Below are 16,056 nucleotides of genomic sequence, written 5' to 3'. Positions count from 1 at the left end.
TGACACCGCGGCCCCGCTGGCATATCCTCCACAATCTTGATCGGGAGAGGGCAGCCACGCGCTGCCGCCGAAGGGGCATCACCCAAAAACTCTCAGGCAAAAGGACCGGTCAAGGGTCGGCGGTGTAGGTGCCGCTGCATCAAACTCTGGAGAGCGGCCGCGGCGCACAGCCGGCGGCCCACCGAAGGGGCAGGCGGAATTGTTTCCGCTATCTCTCAGGTATCAAGGACAGAGGGGCGCGATCAGAGGTCGGCGGCGGAAACGCTTGTCCGCGCTGGTCTGCGACCCTTTTGTTTACCCTGCCTCGAGGATTCCATGACGCTCAAAACGACCCCGCTCAATTCCGCCCACCGCGCCGCCGGCGCCAAGATGGTCGATTTCGGCGGCTGGGACATGCCCGTCAATTACGGCTCGCAGATCGAGGAACACCACGCCGTGCGCACCGACGTCGGCATGTTCGACGTCTCGCACATGTGCGTCGTCGACATCGAGGGCGCCAACGCGCGCCCTTTCCTGCGCGGCCTGCTGGCCAATAACGTCGACAAGCTGCAGGTCGCCGGCAAGGCGCTCTACTCGTGCATGCTGAACCCGCAAGGCTTCGTCATCGACGACCTGATCGTCTACTTCTTCAGCGAGACCTGGTTCCGCCTGGTGGTCAACGCCGGCACCGCCGAAAAAGACATCGAATGGATCGCCGCCCAAAACGCCGCCACCGGCAGCGCCGTTACGGTCACCCAGCGCCGCGATGGCGCCAACGCGATGGCGCTGGTCGCCGTGCAGGGCCCGAACGCGCGCACCAAGGTGTGGCAGGTGCTGTCAACGGCGCAAGCTGCGTCGGAACCGCTCAAGCCGTTCAACGCCGTCATCGTCCACGACACCGCGTTCGGCGAAGTGATGGTGGCGCGCACCGGCTACACCGGCGAAGACGGTTTCGAACTGGCCTTTCCCGCGACGCAGGCCGACGCGCTGTGGAACGCGCTGGTGGCGGCCGGCGTCAAGCCGGCAGGCCTGGGCGCGCGCGACACGCTGCGCCTGGAAGCTGGCATGAACCTGTATGGCCAGGACATGGACGAGACGGTCAACCCGCTCGACGCCGGCCTGGCATGGACGATCGACCTGGTGTCCGAGCGCGACTTCATCGGCAAGGACGCGTTGAAGAGCATGGGCCAGCGCTTCCAGTTCCTCGGCCTGATCCTGCGCGAAAAGGGCGGCGTGCTGCGCGCCCACCAGAACGTCATCGGCGCCGACGGCTCGGTTGGAGAAATCACCAGCGGCACCTTCAGCCCAAGCATGCAGCAGGCGATTGCGCTGGCGCGCGTGCCGATGAGCGTGGCCGTCGGCGATACCGTCAAGGTTGAAATCCGCGACAAGCAGCTCGCCGCCACCGTCGTCAAGCTGCCATTTGTCCGAAACGGTAAGATCCTCGTTGCCTGAATCGTCACTAACACTAATTAGAACTCACCTTTGGAGCCATACATGAACATCCCAGCCGACCTGAAATACACCGAATCCCATGAGTGGGTCCGCGCCGAAGTCGATGGCACGCTGACCGTCGGCATCACCGAGTACGCGCAGGACGCGCTGGGCGACATCGTGTTCGTCGAACTGCCAACGGTCGGCAAGTCGTTCACCGCTGGCGACGACGCCGCGGTGGTCGAGTCGGTGAAAGCGGCCAGCGACATCTACGCGCCCGTCAGCGGCACCGTCACCGCGGTCAACGACGCCGTTGCCGCAGGGCCGGAGTCGATCAACGCGGATGCCTACGCGGCATGGCTGTTCAAATTGAAGCCGAGCGACCCGAACGCAGTCAACGGCCTGCTCGACGCCGACACCTACGGCAAAAACACCGCGGACTGACCGGCAGTCCCCCGCCCTCCCCTGACCCCGGCCCACGGCGCCCATGCGCCGCGGGCGAATATTTTTGGCCCTTACAATGACCCGTACCAGCCTGACCCAACTTGAAGCACGCGGCGCGTTCATCCCGCGCCATATCGGCCCTACCGAATCCGAGCAGGCGTCGATGCTGTCGACCCTCGGCTACGCGTCGCGCGCCGCGCTGATCGACGCCATCGTGCCGCCGAACATCCGCAACAACAGCCGGCTCGAACTAGGCCAGTTCTACGACCCGATGACGGAAAGTGCGGCGCTGGCCAAGCTCAAAGGCCTGGCGGGCCAGAACAAGGTCATGAAGTCGATGATCGGCCAGGGCTACGCCAGCACCATCACCCCGCCTGTCGTGCTGCGCAATATCTTCGAAAACCCGGCCTGGTACACCGCGTACACGCCGTACCAGCCGGAGATCTCGCAAGGCCGCCTTGAAGCGATCCTGAACTTCCAGCAGGTCGTCACCGACCTGACCGGCATGGGCATCGCCAACTCGTCGATGCTCGACGAAGGCACCGCCGCCGCCGAGGCGATGACGCTGATCCAGCGCGTCGGCAAGTCCGCCTCGAACGTGTTCTACGTCGCCGACGACGTGCTGCCGCAAACGCGCGAAGTGATCGAGACGCGCGCCCGCCCGATCGGCATCGAAGTGCGCAGCGTCGCCGCCGGCGAGGTCGAGTCGATCAGCGACGCCTGCTTCGGCGTGCTGCTGCAGTACCCTGGCGTCAATGGCGACGTGCGCGACTACCGCGCCGCCTGCGAGAAGCTGCATGCCTCGGGCGCGATGGTCGTCGTGGCGGCCGACCTGCTGTCGCTGACCTTGCTCACGCCTCCGGGCGAATGGGGCGCCGACGTCGTTGTCGGTAACAGCCAGCGCTTCGGCGTGCCGCTCGGCTTCGGCGGCCCGCACGCCGGCTACCTGGCCACGCGCGACGAATTCAAGCGCAGCATGGCCGGGCGCCTGGTAGGCGTGACCATCGACGCGCAGGGCAACAAGGCGTACCGCCTGGCGCTGCAAACGCGCGAGCAGCACATCCGCCGTGAAAAAGCCACCTCCAACATCTGCACCGCGCAGGTGCTGCTGGCGGTGATGGCGTCGATGTACGCGGTATATCACGGTCCCGCGGGCCTGGCGCAGATCGCCAACCGCACGCACCGCTTCACCACGATCCTGGCCGGCGCCCTGCAAAAAGCCGGCTTCGCGCTCGCCAACCGGACCTGGTTCGATACGCTCACTATCGCCACCGACCGCGCCGACGCGCTGCACGCCAGCGCGGTAGAACACGGCGTCAACCTGCGCAAGGTCGATGGCGGCCACGTCGGCGTCTCGCTCGACGAAACCACCACCCGCGAAGACATCGCGCTGCTGTGCAAAATCTTCGGCGCCGGCGAGGCGGACTTCGACGCGCTCGGCGACGACGCCTTCCCGGCGCAGCTGGCGCGCACCAGCACCTACCTGACCCACCCGACCTTCCACCGCTACCACGCCGAACACGAGATGCTGCGCTACCTGCGCAGCCTGGCCGACAAGGACCTGGCGCTGGACCGCACCATGATCCCTCTCGGTTCGTGCACGATGAAGCTGAACGCGACGTCGGAGATGATTCCGGTGACGTGGCCCGAGTTTTCCAACATTCACCCGTTCGCGCCGGATGCGCAGACGATCGGCTACCGCGAAATGATCGGCCAACTGGAAGACATGCTGTGCGCGTTGACCGGCTACGCCGCGGTGTCGCTGCAGCCGAACGCCGGCTCGCAGGGCGAATACGCGGGCCTGCTGGTGATCAAGGCGTACCACGAGTCGCGCGGCGAAGGTCACCGCAACATCTGCCTCATCCCGCAATCGGCGCACGGCACCAATCCGGCGTCGGCCAACATGGTCGGCATGAAGGTGGTTGTCACCGCATGCGACGCGCGCGGCAACGTCGACCTCGATGACCTGAAGGCGAAGGCCGAGCAGCACAGCAAGAACCTGGCGTGCGTGATGGTGACCTATCCGTCCACCCACGGTGTGTTCGAGGAAGGCATCGACGAACTGTGCGAGGTGATCCACTCGCACGGCGGCCAGGTCTACATCGACGGCGCCAACATGAACGCGCTGGTCGGCGTGGCCGCGCCGGGCGCTTTCGGCGGCGACGTCAGCCACCTGAACCTGCACAAGACGTTCTGCATTCCGCACGGCGGCGGCGGTCCTGGCGTCGGCCCGATCGGCGTCGGCGCGCACCTGGCGAAGTTCTTGCCGAACCAGCGCTCGACCGGCTACACGCGCGACGAAGCGGGCATCGGCGCGGTCAGCGCGGCGCCGTACGGCTCGGCCTCGATTCTGCCGATTTCGTGGATGTACATCGCGATGATGGGCGGCGAAGGCCTGACCGCGGCGACCGAAGTGGCGATCCTGAACGCCAACTACATCGCGCGCCGGCTCGCGCCTCACTATCCGGTGCTGTACTCGGGCCACGACGGCCTGGTCGCGCACGAATGCATCCTCGACCTGCGTCCGCTGACCGACGCCACCGGCATCAGCAACGAAGACGTCGCCAAGCGCCTGATGGATTTCGGCTTTCACGCGCCGACGATGAGCTTCCCGGTGCCGGGCACCCTGATGATCGAACCGACCGAGAGCGAATCGAAGATCGAGATCGACCGCTTCATCGATGCGATGATCGCCATCCACGCCGAGATCGTCAAGGTCGAGCGCGGCGAGTACGACCGCGAGGACAATCCGCTGAAAGGCGCCCCGCACACCGCCGAAGTGGTGATGGCCGACGACTGGCAGCACAAGTACAGCCGCGAAGTGGCGGCGTTCCCGGTGGCGTCGCTGCGGCGCCAGAAGTACTGGCCGCCGGTCGGCCGCGCCGACAACGCCTACGGCGACCGCAACCTGTTCTGCGGCTGCGCGCCGGTCAGCGACTACGAGTAAATCTCGTGTCGCCAATGAAAAATGGGCCTGCGGGCCCATTTTTTTCGTCTGCAATCCTGGGGTCAGGTCTGGCATTAGTACAAGAGCCTGCCTGATTCTTGGCGGCCTCGTGTACCGATGTCAGACCTGACCCCAGCGTTCTCGGCTGCAGTCAGGCGCGCTTGGAGGCGAGCCGCAGGTGGCTCTTGCGGCCGTTGACGCCGTGCCGCAGCGGCGACGGCAGCGGCAGCAGCGCCGCCTCGTCGAGGTTGAAGCCGGCCACCGCCCGCGCCAGGCTGACGGCCTGCTGCTGCAGACTCTCGGCGGCCGCCGCCGCTTCGGTCACCAGCGCCGAATTCTTCTGCGTCATCTGGTCCATCTGCACGATCGCCTGGCTCACTTCGAAGATGCCGCTGGCCTGCTCGGCGCTGGCGTGGCTGATCTCGTTGATGATATCGCCCACTTGCTGCACCGACGTGGCCAGGTCGGCCATGCTGTGGCCCGCCTCCAGCACCGACGCGCAGCCGCCGTCGATCTCGGCCACCGACCGGGCGATCAGGTCGCGAATGTCGCGCGCCGCGCCGGCGCTTTGCTGCGACAGCGCGCGCACTTCCGACGCCACGGCCGCGAAGCGGCGCCCCTCTTCGCCGGCGCGCCCGGCTTCCACCGCCGCGTTCAGCGCCAGCATGCCGGTCTGGCCTGCGAGGGCGTCGATCGCCGCGGCGATGTCGACCACCTTGGCCGAACTGGCGCGGATCGACGCCATCGTCGTCAGCAGGCGGCCGACGACGTCGCTGCCTTTGCTGGCCACGCTGGTGGCGTTTTCCGCCAGCCGGTTGGCCGCCTGCGTCTTGCTGGCGGTCTGGCTGATGACCGCGGTCAGCTCCTCCATCGAGCAGGCAGTCTGCAGCAGCGAACAGGCCTGCGCCTCGGTGCGGTTCGACAGGTCGGCGTTCCCGATCGCCATCTCGCGCGAGGCGCTGTCGATCGAGCGCGCCGACTCGAGGATGCCCTTCAAGGTCGCGTTCAGGTTGCGGATGCTGGTGTCGAGCACGCGGCTGGTGTCGGAGATTTCATCCTTGCCGTAGCTACGCGGCCCGACCATCAGGTTGCCGTTGGCCAGCCCCAGCGCCGCCTCGCCGATCTCGGTCACTTCCTTGAGCAGCGCACGGCGCACCGCCATCGTGATCGCCAGCGACAGCACGATCGACAGCACGATCACGATCGGCATCAGCATCGAAATGGCGCGAAAGTCGTCCTGCGCGCTGGTCGACGCCTGCTCGCTCAGTTCGCGCTCGAGGCGCGACAGCTCGCCCAGGCGCAGCGCCACCAGGTCGAACGCGCGCTCGGCCTTCGACATCGCGCTGGCGCTCATCGAATGGTCCTGCTGCGACAGCTCGATGACGTCGCGGATGGCCCGCACGTAGGTGGCGTGCGCTGCTTCGGCCTGCTCGACGAAGCGGCGTTCGGCGCTGCCGGCCGCGGTCACCCGCGTCAGGTTGCCGAAGCGCCGCTGCAGATCATTGTGGCGCTGGTGGATGTCGCGGATCAGCGCGTCGACGCGGGCGGTCGAAAAGCTGGCGCTCATCCACGTCAGCAGCTGGTACATTTCGGTGTGCGCGTGCTGGGCGGCGGCGACCAGTTCGGCGGCGTCGCGCATGCGCGCGGCGCGCTGCTCGACGATCGTGTCGAGCGAGGCGTTCTGGCGCAGCATCGCATAATAGGCGCCGCACGAGAGCAGCACCAGCAGCAGCAGCACCACGCCGGGGGCGAGCAGCAGCTTGGGGCCGATCTTCAGTTTCGAGAGCACGTTCAAGGTGTGTCCTCCGGTTCGGTCAACGTGCACGCCGTCGTTGGCGCGGGCAGGTATCATGGCTGGGGCCGGTGTACGGCATGCGTTTCTATTGCTTAAACGCATGGGTAAATCTACCCCCTCGGCGCAGCCCCGGTTTGCGCCCGCGCAAACAGTTCCCGCAATCAAGTACGCGTGCAACGCGAAGAAAAAGGAGTCAAATGAGCCGTCCAGTGATTGCCGCTTTGTTGTCGGCACTGGTGTTCCCGGGAGCGGGCCACCTCTACCTCAAGCGCGGTGGGCGCGCCCTGCTGTTCTTGCTGCCGACCTTGGCGGCGGTCGTGCTGTTTCTCGGCCAGGCGTTCGGCCAGGCCACCGAGATCGCCGGGCAGATCATGGCCGGCACGGTGGCGCCCGATCCGGTGGCGATTGCCGCCCGCCTCGAGCAAAGCGGCGGCGCCTCCACCGTGGGGACGGTGGCGGCCGGCGTGATGCTGGTGTGCTGGATCGGCGCGACCGTCGACGCCTACCTGCTGGCGCGCGCCGGCAAGTAGGACCTGTTACCGACGCCGCTTAAACCAGCTTGGCCGCGTGCTCGCGCGTGGCGTGGAACGTCAGCTTCGGCCAGCGCTCCTCGGTCAGGCGCAGGTTGACATTGGAAGTGGCCAGGTAGGCCAGGTTGCCGGCGGCGTCGTAGGCGACGTTGTGGCCGAGGGCAGCTTCGAAGTCGGCCAGCACCCGCTTGTCTTCGCCGCTGACCCAGCGCGCGCTGCTGATGCTGGTGCCTTCGAAGACGGCGTCGACGCCGTACTCGTTGAGCAGGCGGCTGGCGACGACTTCAAACTGCAGCACGCCGACCGCGCCGAGCACCAGTTCGCTGCCCTGCACCGGCTTGAACACCTGCACCGCGCCCTCTTCGCCGAGCTGCTGCAGGCCCTTGTGGAGCTGCTTGATCTTCAGCGGATTGCGGATCCGCACCGAGCGGAAGAAGTCCGGCGCAAAGTACGGGATGCCGGTAAAGGTGAGCATCTCGCCTTCGGAGAAGCTGTCGCCGATCTGCATGTTGCCGTGGTTCGGCAGGCCGATGATGTCGCCGGCGTAGGCTTCCTCGACCTGTTCGCGCGAGGACGCCATGAACGTCACCACCGACGACACCTTGATCTCGCGCCCGAGGCGCAGGTGCTTGACCTTCATGCCGCGCTCGAAGCGCCCGGAACAGACGCGCAAAAAGGCGATGCGGTCGCGGTGGGCCGGGTCCATGTTGGCCTGGATCTTGAAGACAAAGCCGGTGAACGGCTGCTCGGAAGGGGTCACCACGCGCACCGTGGCATCGCGCTCGCGCGGCGCCGGCGCCCAGTCGACCAGCGCCGACAGGATCTCGCGCACGCCGAAGTTGTTGATGGCCGAGCCGAAGAACACCGGCGTCTGGATGCCGGCCAGGAAGCGTTCGAGGTCGAACGGATGCGAGGCGCCGTGCACCAGCTCCACTTCGGTCTTGAGCTGCTCGATCTCGAGCGGGAACATGTCGGTCAGGCGCGGGTTGTCGATGCCCTTGATGATCTCGAAGGCGCCGTCGGCCTTTTCCTCGCCGGCCTTGAACAGCATGATCTCGTCGCGCAGCAGGTGGTACACGCCGCGAAAGTTCTTGCCCATGCCGATCGGCCAGGTCACCGGCGCGCATTCAATCTTCAGCACCGATTCGAGTTCGTCGAGCAGTTCGAGCGGATCGCGCGTTTCGCGGTCCATCTTGTTCATGAAGGTGACGATCGGCGTGCTGCGCATGCGGCACACCGCCAGCAGCTTGATGGTCTGCGCCTCGACGCCCTTGGCCGCGTCGATCACCATCAGCGCCGAGTCGACCGCCGTCAGCACCCGATAGGTGTCTTCCGAGAAGTCCTGGTGGCCGGGGGTGTCGAGCAGGTTGATGACGTGGTCGCGGTGCTCGAACTGCATCACCGACGAGGCGACCGAAATGCCGCGCTGCTTTTCGATCTCCATCCAGTCGGAAGTGGCATGGCGCCCGCTCTTTCTGGCCTTGACGGTGCCGGCCATCTGGATCGCGCCCGAGAACAGCAGCAGCTTCTCGGTCAGCGTCGTCTTGCCGGCGTCGGGGTGGGAGATGATGCCGAAGGTGCGGCGGCGCGCCACCTCGCGGGCGATGACGGCGGCCGGCTTGGCGGCAATGGTGTCGGACGTATCCGGCGTGTTCAGATCAGAATCGGTGGCCATATTGGAGCCCATCGGATGGCCCATGCAGGAAAACCGATAATTTTACCGATTCCGCGGCCACCCGTGTGAACTCATTTGCGCCGGCCGGTACCGCGCCTGGCGCCTGCACGCCTACCAGCAGCGGCCGGTGGCCGGCGTCTGCGCCCGCCGCCAGCGCGCTGACAATGGCCACCACGATCATCACTTCGATGAGGGTAACGCCGTGCTGGCGCCTGCGGTGGTCACGATGGTGGTGGTGCTGCCGTCAGGATTGGTGACGACCGGCAGCACCGACCGTGCCAGGGGCCAGTTCCACATATTCCCCATCCGAATTCGGGCTGCCGTTAAACAGCAGGCCGGCGCCTGGATCGCTTGAACCGACCGCCTTCGTGCCGGCAACCGCATCCGAGACAGCCGTAGGTCGAGTTCGATAGCGGTGTGGCTACCCGGCGTGGGCCGCTGCCGCCGACTGCACCAAGCGGCTTGGATACGCGCACGCCGATGCACGATACCCGGGCCGGTAGCGGTCACCGTCATCGCGCCGCAGTTCCGGCCAGCTGGCGGCCGATCCTCACTGTGCGAAGGGTAGAATCACCCCGCACGCCTCACCCGCAGGTGGAGGCGGTGGTCTTGACAACCGACGCCCGGCCGGTCGCGCTGATGTTGACGGTACGCTGCTGCCGACCGACCGTGGGCTCGGCGCGGCAGACAATTAGCGATGCGCTGGTGGCGCCGGTGCCGGTCGGGTCGAAGGCAATCGTGCTGCGCCCGCCCGTCTCGGTAAACTTCCAGCCGGCCGCCAGCGCCTGCTGGGACTGGAGCACCAGGACGGCCGTGCCAGCCGGGTCGCAGCTGGCATTGTCGACCGTGTTGCACATGACGATCCAGCCCTGCTCCCAGCCGCCACTGCCGCAACTGGCGCCGTTGCTCGACACACACATTGACACGGCGGCATTGCGCCGGATCGCCTCGCCGCGCGCCAACATCGAACTCGACACCAGGTTGTTCGCATAGCCCGACAATTTCATGCTCAAGGTCAACGAGTTAAACGATGGCGCCGCGATCGACAGCATGATCGACGCGATGGCCAGCACGACGAGCAGTTCGATCAGCGTGAAGCCGGTCGCTAGTCGCCCCCGCCAAGTGCGTGGACTGGTCATTTTTGGATATACCAGTAAACCCGGCGCTTGGCATTTTGCTTGAGCAAGCTGCCAGGGATGCCGTTTTCCTGCGACTGGATCGATGACTCGGTACTGCAGCCGATGCAGATCGACTTCTTGACGCTACAGCTGCTGTTGATGCAGACGTCAATTTTTTCCGGTGGCGGCGGCAGACCACCGCCGGTGACCACGGCGTCGCACGTTGAGCCGGGCGTCGGCGCAGCCGTGCTCAAGGCAAGATTGTAGACGTGGGTCGTACCCAGGTTCGAGCTGCAGGAGCCGGCCACCGGCACGGCCGGCATGTGAGTCGAAAAGGTCGTCACGCCAAACCGGGTGGCGGCAAGGGTCACCACTTTTTCAGTGCCGCGCAGCCGCAGTACCCAGCCTTTGCCGGTCAGCGCCGCGCTGGCGCCGCACTGGCCGTTGACTGCCCCCGCCGACGTCAGCGAGGCGAAGCACAGCAGCGACTGGCCCGGGCAGTTGGCCGTCGATTCGGCTGACAGCCAGGTCGGGTCGGTCGGCTTATCCTTGACCTTGAAAAAGTAGTCGGCGACCCTGGCGGTATTCGGGAAATAGGCTGCCCCAAGCGGCTTTTCTCGGTCTCCGGAACCGATATACAGGCTGTAGCTGCCATCGGACTCGGCAACGACACTCGGGGCGAACATGAATTTCCGGTTGCTGCTGCAGGCTGCGGCGGTATCACAGCCGAGCGAGGCGATCTTGGTGATTGTCCAGCTTGCCGGCGCGAGGGCATCGATGGTGATGCGGTACAGATTGCCCCCCAAGTCGGCGGCATAGCCGTACTTGGCGTAGCCGTTGCTACCAGGAACGAGCTTGATGTCGCCGACCACGCCACGGTCCGTGGCGAGGGTGGTCAGGACTGTGCCAGTGGCGGCGTCGAGCACGAAAATCTTGCGCCCCTTGCTGGAGGTTGTGCAGCTGTGCTGGTCGCTATCTTCGCAATCGTCGTAGCCGCCGCCCATGATGAGCATCGGCGCGGCGCCGCCGAAATAGCCGCTCGCCCGCACTGGCTGCGGCGTCGACCAGGTCTGGCCAAGGGAGGACGTGCCGGTCGTGCAGGAGCTGTCGAGCGCGCTGGCGCAGCCAATCCGCCATTTGAGCGACGGGCTGGCTGGCGAACTGACGTCGAACGAATACAGGCTGCGCCCGCCGCGTCGCATCGCCGCATACAGCCAGGTGCTGGTCCCGGACTTGTAGGCCGAGATCGGGCCGTCGATGCCGTACGGCTTGGCAATGCCGCTGGCGGTACCGCCCACCTGTGGCGTCACGCTGATGAGCTGGGTATTGCTGCGCAGCCGCTTGATGCTGCCGTAAAATTCCGGCGGCATGAACGCCCACAATTCTTCGCCGGCGGCATAGCCGCTGTAGGCCGTGCTGCGGTTGCCGTTGATCGCATGGAGCATGCCGTCGTTACTGCCATAAAACACCACGACATCGTTGCCGTAGCTCAGCGCCAGAGGATTCGAATGGATCACGTCGCCATGGGCCGACGGCCGCATCTCGGTGCTGCTCTTGTCAAGCTCGCCGTCGACGTTCTGGCCGCGCGCCCAGTTGACCAGCAGGTCGCGTTCGGCCGTGTTGGCCGCGCCGACGCTGGCGGCGGAAACGGCACTGTCGAAATTGATCAAGCTGGTGCAGGCACCGCCCGAACAGGTGAACACGCGGCGCGACGCCGGCGTGCCAGAGCGCATCACATAGCCCTGCGCACCCTTCTCGACGATATTGCCGTCCGGGGTGTTCGACTGCGCATACAGATCCGGATCCGAGCCGGGCGGGATGCACTTGCCTTTCGGATCGTTGGCCCAATAGCTGTCCGGGCTGCCTTTGCCCGGCGTCCAGAAACTGCGCGCACATTCCGACACGAACCCGGTCTGCGAGTTGATCGCCGGGGCGTCGTCGGCGTCGACCAGGTTGTCGAGCGAGCCGAGTTTATATTGCTTCAGATTGCCCATCCAGCGCGGCTTGGAATCGGGGTCCGGGCGGAACATGCCGACAAACAGTTGATTGAGATAGGCGCCTTGGACGTTGGCGCTAGCGGGCAGACTGACCGCTGCAAACACGCTGTTGACCGACTGGATCTTCGACAGCGCCTCGTTCAGCGCCGTCGAGATCGCCGCGCTGCCGCTGCTGCTGCTGACGGCAGTGTAGTTGCTCAGGCCGGACATGCTCTTCAATAATGCGGTCCAGCCCGGCCCCTGGCCGTTCGTCGTCGGGTCGACGTCGATCGTGTAGGTGATCACGCCGAGGCTGCTTTTCTTCATGAAGCGCGCCCACTCATCGCTCGGGTTGCCCTGCGATCCGCTTGGTGTCAGGTTGATCTGCCTGATCGCCGCCGTGCCAGCGGCGCCACCGCCGGCGGCGGCGGCCAGCATGTTGTTGGCGATGGCATCCTGGCTGGCGCTTTCCTGGTTGGGGCCATTACTGATATAAATGACATAGTTCTTGCCGCAGCTGCCCTCGATAACCGGCGAGCGGTAGGTGGTGCCGCTCATCGTCGCCAACGCGTTGCCGGCCATGCTGTACACCGCCTTGCTTTGCGTGGTGCCGGCGATGTTGCCGAGATAATCCGTCTTGACTTTCTGGTTGCCCGAATACGGCGTGCCGCCGGAAAAGTACAGGTACACTTCCGCCATCGACACGCCGGAGGCGCCGCCATTGCTCTTGTCGTTGAGTTTGTCGAAACTGCGCACCAGCGCCTCGTACTTGGCCAGGTTGGCCGGATTCATGGTGCGGATCGCGGCGCGCACGTAACCGCCGGCGAAGCCGGCATTGCCGGTACCGGTCTCGGTTGCCAGCATGATGCCGACATTGAATTTGTTGGGCGGGAGATTGTGCAGCGTATTGGCCAGCGCCGCCATCTCATTGGTGAAGGCGCTGTTCCAGTTAGCCGTGTTGTCAATGACAAAGAGCACGTTGGGCAAGTCACTGGCCACGGTGCTGCCGATATTGGTATAGAGATCCAGGTCAGTGGCCGGCGCCGCCAGCTGGATACCCAACAAGCTGGCAGCCAGAACGCCTTTAAGGAGAGTGCTTTTCATCGTTCGGTTCCTGTCATTGTTCGGTCAGGCGCACTGCGCGCCAGGGGCCGGCGGGCATGCCGCGTCGCATTGGTCTTTCGAAATCGATTTGCTGATCCCCTGGCGCACCCGCACCCGCGTGCCGCTGCTGCTGGTGGCCGTCGCATCGATGTCCCACACGGTGTTGAAGATCGAAGTCGACTCCTTCGGGCAATTCTCCGGATGGAACAGCCCATCGGAGCCGGGCGGGCAGTCGCCGCCAAGGTCAGCGGTGATGGTAGTCGCGGTGGCCTTCACGCACACCGGCGCGGCGACTTTGACGATGTAATCGGTCACGCCGTCGTTGTCGATGTCGACATTGATTTCGTCAGCCACCGGCGCGGTACCGAAATTCCACGACCCCACCACCTGCTCGATCGCCTTGGTGGCGGAGGCGGTCGCCTCGTTGCGCGACTGCATGTTGCCCACCGATTTGAGGTTGGTGGTGCTGAACTTGTAGGCCACCGTGACCATCAGCGTAATCAGCACCAGCATGATCAAGCCGATCACCAGGACGGTGCCGCGCTGGCGCTGCAGAAAAGGAAGGTGCGTCATCATGGACTTTCGCGCCGGCCGGCGATGTTGGTCAGGCGAACCGTGGTGGAAAACAAGTGGCGTTTATAGCGATCGTTGAGAGGGCCGACCAGGCCGGCAGCCGGGCACGCGCCACCGGCCGGCACCGTCGCCAGGCAATAGGTCTTGCTGTCGACATAGCCGGCGCTCGGTTCGGTATTGCGTACCAGGACGTACAGCTTGGCCGCCACCACGTTGGTCAATTGCGCCGCCGTGCATGGCGCCGCGGCGGTACAGCGGATGAAGACGTCGGGGTTGCCGTCCCCGCGATTGGTCGGCAGCGTGTTCAACACAGGGTCGACGTTGGCCGCGCAGGCGGCCGGATCGACCTTGGCGACGGCGCCGCTGAAGTCGACCGCGGTATTGAGGCCGCAGCGCGCGACGGCGTTGTCGATGCCCAGTTCGACCGCAAACTTCTCGATGCCCTCGGCCAGAGCTTCGGCGCCCTGGTGCGCCAGCGCCACTGGCCCGGCTGGATCGAACGACGAACGCACCAAGGTCGGGATGCCGTCGCCGGCAACGCTGGCGTAGTCGCGCACGTAATAGATATTCGAGACAAACTTGCGCTTGGCGGCGACCGGCGCGGCGGCGCAATTGGCGCCGCGGCCGTGCAGCGTAAATCCGCTGGTGGCGAGCAGGTCTTCGACGATGCTGTAAGTCGTGCTCGCATCCGGAATGACGTCCCAGGTCGCCGTGACGGTGGCGATGAAGGTGGTGCCGTTGTAGGCGCCAATGACGCGAGTCTGGCCGGCACCGGTGCCGCCGGTGGTGCGGATGCGCATGCCGACGTACGCATTGTCGATCGGCGACGTGGTGGTGGCGGGCAAGGCCGGGCGCAAGGCGATCGTCAGCGGGCTGTTGCCCGCCGCCTGAGCGGTGCCGGCGGTGCCGGAAGCGCACTGGGACGACTGAAAATACAGCTTGCCGGCGACATCGGCGTCGCAGCCCGCCTCGCCCGGCATGCAGGTGGCGGCATGCCGAACCACCAGGACGTCGGTAGCGCCTTTCTTGTCGGCCAGCACGCACGTGCCGGGCGCTCCCTCGCCGCTCTGCAGCACGATGCCGACCAGGTTGTTGACGTGGTTGAAGTCCCACGCAGCCGCACTGTAGGCAAGGCACGGGTCGGGGATCGCAAACGGCGTGTCGTTCGGCGCGTAAGGCCAGTTCAGGTCGTCGAACTGAGGCACGAAAGCACCCCACAGGCCGGCGTGCACGACATCGTTCTCCAGGATTTGGATCGCGTGTCGGCCGTTTTCGATCTGGCTGTTGGCCTTGGCCAATTCGTTATTCGAACTTGACACGTTGACGAACATCGCCCCCAAGGCGATCAGAATGATCAGGCCGATCGTAAGCGAAATCATCAGCTCGACCAGCGAGAAGCCGACTTGGTGGCGAGCGTGGCGCGGTGGCACGGTTGATGGTGAGCACGTCATAGCGCTGCGAAACGGACGATGGTGGTGACGACGCGTCGGCAGCGGTCGCCGCTACAGCGCGCTTCGGTGCTGTCGTACAGGTCCTTGCCGCAGGCGACGCTGGCCGGTGGCGCCGACACTGCGGCCGTCCCCTGCCATGCGACGGTAATCAGGTATTCGCTGTTGCCAAGTCTCTCGACGCAGCCGCGCCCGCCGATCATGGCGCCCACGTTGCCGGTGCCGGACTTTTCGCCGGCGCCCTGCAGCGCGCTGCACCACTCGCGCGCATCGTTCTGCTGCAGCGTCGCCGCCACACTCGGACAGGTCATTGCCGCACCGAGCGGGGCGGCCGGACCGGTGACGTAATCGCCGGCAAAATTGCGGTTCAGAGAAAATCGGTTCGCCATGTCGGTCAGCAGGATCATCGCCTGGGCCCGCTGATAGCCTTCCATTTCCGACACGTGCAGGCGGACCTGCATGCCGGCCAGGCCCAGCAGTCCGACGGCGAGGATGACGACCGTCACCAGCACCTCGAGCATCGAGCTGCCGCGCTGACTCGATCGGGCGTCCATGCTTACCACCTGTTGGCGGGCGTTTTCACGCCGCCGCTGGTCAGCGCAAGATTGCCATCGCCGGCCTGCGCACCGGTTGCGGTCAGCGTGATGACATAGCTGGGCGATGGGCCCGTGCCGAGGACGACGTCGTAGCTGTAATTGGCTGCCACATCGGCCGGCGTGGTGAAGCCGTTCGCCTCGAGTGTCGCCAGGCTGGCATACCCCCGGTTCGCCAGCAAAAACTGCTCTTCGCGATTGGCCAGGTCCAACATCGACGACTGCGCGGCGACGCGCTTGGCGCGCACCAGGTATTTCGAATAGGCGGGCAAGGCCACCGCGCTTAGAATGCTGATGATGGCCACCACAATCATCACTTCGATGAGGGTAAATCCTTTGGCGCTACGACCCATTGCAGGCTCCTCGACGGTAAATTGACTTTCTCGAAGGAAATAATAACCGTTGAAGCTGTCATTTCCCTGAGGAAATGCTGACAAATC

At 65.4% G+C, this 16,056-nt stretch carries 13 protein-coding genes and 2 riboswitches; of the genes, 4 read left to right on the top strand and 9 right to left on the bottom strand.

The window, feature by feature from the left end; all coding sequences use genetic code 11:
- Positions 1-31: 31 nt before the first annotated feature.
- A riboswitch (glycine riboswitch) is annotated at positions 32-118 on the top strand.
- 18 nt (positions 119-136) lie between these two features.
- A riboswitch (glycine riboswitch) is annotated at positions 137-242 on the top strand.
- Between the two features lie 73 nt (positions 243-315).
- The 3 genes from gcvT to gcvP all read left to right on the top strand — a co-directional run bounded on the left by gcvT (position 316) and on the right by gcvP (position 4,804).
- The gene (gene gcvT / locus ACP7DD_RS14320; protein ID WP_426175494.1) at positions 316-1,434 is read left to right on the top strand and encodes a glycine cleavage system aminomethyltransferase GcvT; all 1,119 of its coding nucleotides are present in this window, start codon (positions 316-318) and stop codon (positions 1,432-1,434) included.
- A gap of 42 nt (positions 1,435-1,476) precedes the next feature.
- Positions 1,477-1,857 carry a glycine cleavage system protein GcvH gene (gene gcvH, locus ACP7DD_RS14315; RefSeq protein ID WP_426175493.1) on the top strand — a complete coding sequence of 127 codons (381 nt, stop codon included), beginning with the start codon at positions 1,477-1,479 and terminating at the stop codon, positions 1,855-1,857.
- 76 nt (positions 1,858-1,933) lie between these two features.
- Positions 1,934-4,804, top strand: a complete 2,871-nt coding sequence (gene gcvP / locus ACP7DD_RS14310; protein WP_426175492.1) for an aminomethyl-transferring glycine dehydrogenase — start codon at positions 1,934-1,936, stop codon at positions 4,802-4,804.
- 151 nt (positions 4,805-4,955) lie between these two features.
- Here gcvP and ACP7DD_RS14305 read toward each other — a convergent pair whose 3' ends face one another.
- Positions 4,956-6,593, bottom strand: a complete 1,638-nt coding sequence (locus tag ACP7DD_RS14305) for a methyl-accepting chemotaxis protein (RefSeq protein ID WP_426175559.1) — start codon at positions 6,591-6,593, stop codon at positions 4,956-4,958.
- 203 nt (positions 6,594-6,796) lie between these two features.
- Here ACP7DD_RS14305 and ACP7DD_RS14300 point away from each other — a divergent pair, with 203 nt between their 5' ends.
- Positions 6,797-7,129: a hypothetical protein gene (locus ACP7DD_RS14300; protein WP_426175491.1), complete on the top strand. Its 333-nt coding sequence runs from the start codon at positions 6,797-6,799 to the stop codon at positions 7,127-7,129.
- 19 nt (positions 7,130-7,148) lie between these two features.
- Here ACP7DD_RS14300 and ACP7DD_RS14295 read toward each other — a convergent pair whose 3' ends face one another.
- The 8 genes from ACP7DD_RS14295 to ACP7DD_RS14260 all read right to left on the bottom strand — a co-directional run bounded on the left by ACP7DD_RS14295 (position 7,149) and on the right by ACP7DD_RS14260 (position 16,053).
- A complete protein-coding gene (locus ACP7DD_RS14295) occupies positions 7,149-8,804 on the bottom strand; it encodes a peptide chain release factor 3 (RefSeq protein ID WP_426175490.1) in 1,656 nt (551 codons plus the stop codon).
- The gene (locus ACP7DD_RS14290; protein WP_426175489.1) at positions 8,788-8,985 is read right to left on the bottom strand and encodes a hypothetical protein; all 198 of its coding nucleotides are present in this window, start codon (positions 8,983-8,985) and stop codon (positions 8,788-8,790) included. The genes ACP7DD_RS14295 and ACP7DD_RS14290 overlap by 17 nt, the downstream gene beginning before the upstream one ends.
- A 403-nt stretch (positions 8,986-9,388) precedes the next feature.
- Complete coding sequence (locus ACP7DD_RS14285; RefSeq protein WP_426175488.1) at positions 9,389-9,943, bottom strand: GspH/FimT family pseudopilin; 555 nt, start codon at positions 9,941-9,943, stop codon at positions 9,389-9,391.
- Positions 9,940-13,002 carry a pilus assembly protein gene (locus tag ACP7DD_RS14280; RefSeq protein WP_426175487.1) on the bottom strand — a complete coding sequence of 1,021 codons (3,063 nt, stop codon included), beginning with the start codon at positions 13,000-13,002 and terminating at the stop codon, positions 9,940-9,942. The genes ACP7DD_RS14285 and ACP7DD_RS14280 overlap by 4 nt, the downstream gene beginning before the upstream one ends.
- A 24-nt stretch (positions 13,003-13,026) precedes the next feature.
- Positions 13,027-13,575, bottom strand: a complete 549-nt coding sequence (locus ACP7DD_RS14275) for a pilus assembly PilX family protein (protein ID WP_426175486.1) — start codon at positions 13,573-13,575, stop codon at positions 13,027-13,029.
- A complete protein-coding gene (locus ACP7DD_RS14270) occupies positions 13,575-15,026 on the bottom strand; it encodes a PilW family protein (protein WP_426175485.1) in 1,452 nt (483 codons plus the stop codon). The genes ACP7DD_RS14275 and ACP7DD_RS14270 overlap by 1 nt, the downstream gene beginning before the upstream one ends.
- Positions 15,023-15,577, bottom strand: a complete 555-nt coding sequence (locus ACP7DD_RS14265) for a type IV pilus modification PilV family protein (protein ID WP_426175484.1) — start codon at positions 15,575-15,577, stop codon at positions 15,023-15,025. The genes ACP7DD_RS14270 and ACP7DD_RS14265 overlap by 4 nt, the downstream gene beginning before the upstream one ends.
- Positions 15,578-15,579: 2 nt before the next feature.
- Positions 15,580-16,053: a type IV pilin protein gene (locus ACP7DD_RS14260; protein WP_426175483.1), complete on the bottom strand. Its 474-nt coding sequence runs from the start codon at positions 16,051-16,053 to the stop codon at positions 15,580-15,582.
- Positions 16,054-16,056: the final 3 nt, after the last annotated feature.

Origin of the sequence: Massilia sp. TWR1-2-2, from assembly GCF_049897565.1 — a bacterium.
Taxonomy (GTDB): Bacteria; Pseudomonadota; Gammaproteobacteria; order Burkholderiales; family Burkholderiaceae_D; genus JAFCUW01.
This window is presented reverse-complemented; position numbering and strand designations above follow the sequence as displayed.

Coding starts and splice junctions, on each gene's coding strand:
- gcvT (WP_426175494.1), top strand. CDS start 316: ATGACGCTCAAAACGACCCCGCTCAATTCCGCCCACCGCGCCGCCGGC.
- gcvH (WP_426175493.1), top strand. CDS start 1,477: ATGAACATCCCAGCCGACCTGAAATACACCGAATCCCATGAGTGGGTC.
- gcvP (WP_426175492.1), top strand. CDS start 1,934: ATGACCCGTACCAGCCTGACCCAACTTGAAGCACGCGGCGCGTTCATC.
- ACP7DD_RS14300 (WP_426175491.1), top strand. CDS start 6,797: ATGAGCCGTCCAGTGATTGCCGCTTTGTTGTCGGCACTGGTGTTCCCG.
- ACP7DD_RS14295 (WP_426175490.1), bottom strand. CDS start 8,804: ATGGCCACCGATTCTGATCTGAACACGCCGGATACGTCCGACACCATT.
- ACP7DD_RS14290 (WP_426175489.1), bottom strand. CDS start 8,985: ATGATCGTGGTGGCCATTGTCAGCGCGCTGGCGGCGGGCGCAGACGCC.
- ACP7DD_RS14285 (WP_426175488.1), bottom strand. CDS start 9,943: ATGACCAGTCCACGCACTTGGCGGGGGCGACTAGCGACCGGCTTCACG.
- ACP7DD_RS14280 (WP_426175487.1), bottom strand. CDS start 13,002: ATGAAAAGCACTCTCCTTAAAGGCGTTCTGGCTGCCAGCTTGTTGGGT.
- ACP7DD_RS14275 (WP_426175486.1), bottom strand. CDS start 13,575: ATGACGCACCTTCCTTTTCTGCAGCGCCAGCGCGGCACCGTCCTGGTG.
- ACP7DD_RS14270 (WP_426175485.1), bottom strand. CDS start 15,026: ATGACGTGCTCACCATCAACCGTGCCACCGCGCCACGCTCGCCACCAA.
- ACP7DD_RS14265 (WP_426175484.1), bottom strand. CDS start 15,577: ATGGACGCCCGATCGAGTCAGCGCGGCAGCTCGATGCTCGAGGTGCTG.